The following is a 1,986-nucleotide window of genomic DNA, read 5'->3' as shown; positions in this document are numbered from 1 at the left end:
CTTATTCTCGCTTCTTTAAGAAGCAAAACGACAAACCACGCTTCAAGTCTAAAAAGAATCCTGTGCAATCTTATACAACCAAGCATACGAATGGAAATATTGCTGTACTGGATAAACACATCAAGTTACCGAAACTTGGTCTTGTTCGTTTGGCAAAAAGTCGTGAAGTGGAAGGTCGTATTCTGTCTGCTACGGTTAGACGAAATCCAAGTGGCAAATATTTTGTGTCTATTTTGGTTGAAGCAGAAGTACAAGAGTTGCCTAAAACTAACTCGGCAGTTGGTATAGATGTTGGTTTAAAAGACTTTGCTATTCTTTCAGACGGAACAATATATAACAATCCTAAATGGTTTCGCAAATTAGAAGATAAATTAGCGAAAGCACAACGCATTCTATCCAAACGAAAAAAAGGTGGTTCAAATTGGAATAAGCAACGAGTAAAAGTGGCTCGCATCCATGAAGAAATTGCCAATGCACGAAATGATTATCTACACAAAATCTCTACCGAGATGGTCAAAAACCACGACATCATCGGTATGGAAGATTTGTTGGTAAGTAATATGCTAAAAAATCATAACCTTGCCAAAGCCATCAGCGAAGTATCATGGTCACAATTTAAAACCATGATTGAATACAAAGCCAAATGGTATGGGAAACAAGTCGTAACAGTAGCGAAAAATTTTCCATCTAGTCAGCTTTGTTCGTGCTGTTGCTATCAAAACAAAGACGTTAAAAATCTCAACCTTCGTGAATGGGAATGTCCTCAATGCCATACCCATCATGACAGAGATCTTAACGCAAGTTTAAATCTTCGTAATGAAGCATTGCGATTAACCGTAGGGACTACGGGGATAGCCTAATCAATTAGAGTTCGATAGAACTCTGTACTTAGGAATCCACTATGGCTTTAGCCTAGTGGTAGTTCAAGGATAAGTGATCCAAATGGGGATCATGCTAAAGTTTGGATTCGAAACATAGGTGGTTATTCGTTTTATCCTACTCTTAACGTGCAGTAAGACCCCCACCTTAAGATTCTGTCGTAAAAGCAAATAAGATAGATGGGGGACAACTGCCCGTTAAGGTCCGAACATAAAGAACACAGACGAAGAGCGCCACGTCCTGTGGCCTTTAGGTCATCCCGTAGGGACTAATATTCAGTGGAGGATGAAAAAACCCCACTGAATGAAGGTTCACTTTATCCGACGAATTAAAATGACCCTAAACTACTAAATTATAGACTAATTTCATCACCACATTCATGTAAAGGGAAGCTTTCATTTTACAAGCATATAAAGCACATGAGTTTTCGATAGTGCAACGGCTGTGACGAGCGTATAACCGATGCTAAACAATTGAGATAGTGTTTCGGAACATAAATAATGAGGAGGCTCAAGAGGTGCATGTAGGCTCGTATCTATTTTCATTAAAGTATTTGTAAGCGGGTTGCAATGGACGATGACAACGTGCCGGCCGTACCATGCTGTTCCAATTTGAGGCGAAATTCTGTTTATATAGAGATGATTGTTAAATGTGGGATGCATTAAGATATTCACCATCTTTTTGCGTGTTTCTTTTATTGTATGTCGCATAATACATGATGTTAATGAAGTGAAATAGGAGCGTGAATAAACTGCTCCTATTTACAAATTATTTTTTATTCACTTGACGTCCGTTTTTCTTTTGGCTTTGAAAATCGGAGTTTCCGATCGTGTATTCACTTCCTAATTCGGGTTTGCTGAATAGACAAAAAACTAGTACCGACAAGGGTTTTAGTAGCTTTTGTCGAATATAAAGTGTATGGATTTACGGTAAAACCCACAAAAAACCTTGCACTTGGAGGTCAGCACTGTGTATCAAGAAACGCAAAATCAACTGACATTTTCCGATGACTTCTTCCTGCCTTTTGGCGGTAAATTAAATAAAGAGAATCGATGGGTCCTTCTTGCTGAAATGATTCCTTGGGGGAAGGCTGAAGAGAAATATGCA

Annotated in this window: 2 protein-coding genes; one reads left to right on the top strand and one right to left on the bottom strand. The window is 38.7% G+C overall.

The annotated features are described in order from the left end of the window. Positions 1–860: IS200/IS605 family element RNA-guided endonuclease TnpB (tnpB, locus tag MLD65_RS17895; protein ID WP_243293176.1), on the top strand; the 860-nt coding region annotated here is incomplete at its 5' end. Between the two features lie 414 nt (positions 861–1,274). Here the strand turns inward: tnpB and MLD65_RS17890 are convergent. Beyond that, the gene (locus MLD65_RS17890; RefSeq protein ID WP_243293175.1) at positions 1,275–1,541 is read right to left on the bottom strand and encodes a hypothetical protein; all 267 of its coding nucleotides are present in this window, start codon (positions 1,539–1,541) and stop codon (positions 1,275–1,277) included. Positions 1,542–1,986 lie beyond the last annotated feature (445 nt).

It is taken from the genome of Bacillus sp. FJAT-47783 (assembly GCF_022808615.1).
Classification (GTDB): Bacteria; Bacillota; Bacilli; order Bacillales; family Aeribacillaceae; genus Bacillus_BZ.
The sequence above is the reverse complement of the archived record's forward strand: the minus strand, read 5'-3'. Positions and strand labels throughout refer to the sequence as shown.

What these genes read in the sequence shown, in the direction of transcription:
- MLD65_RS17890 (WP_243293175.1), bottom strand. Translation starts at nt 1,541, where the DNA reads ATGCATCCCACATTTAACAATCATCTCTATATAAACAGAATTTCGCCT.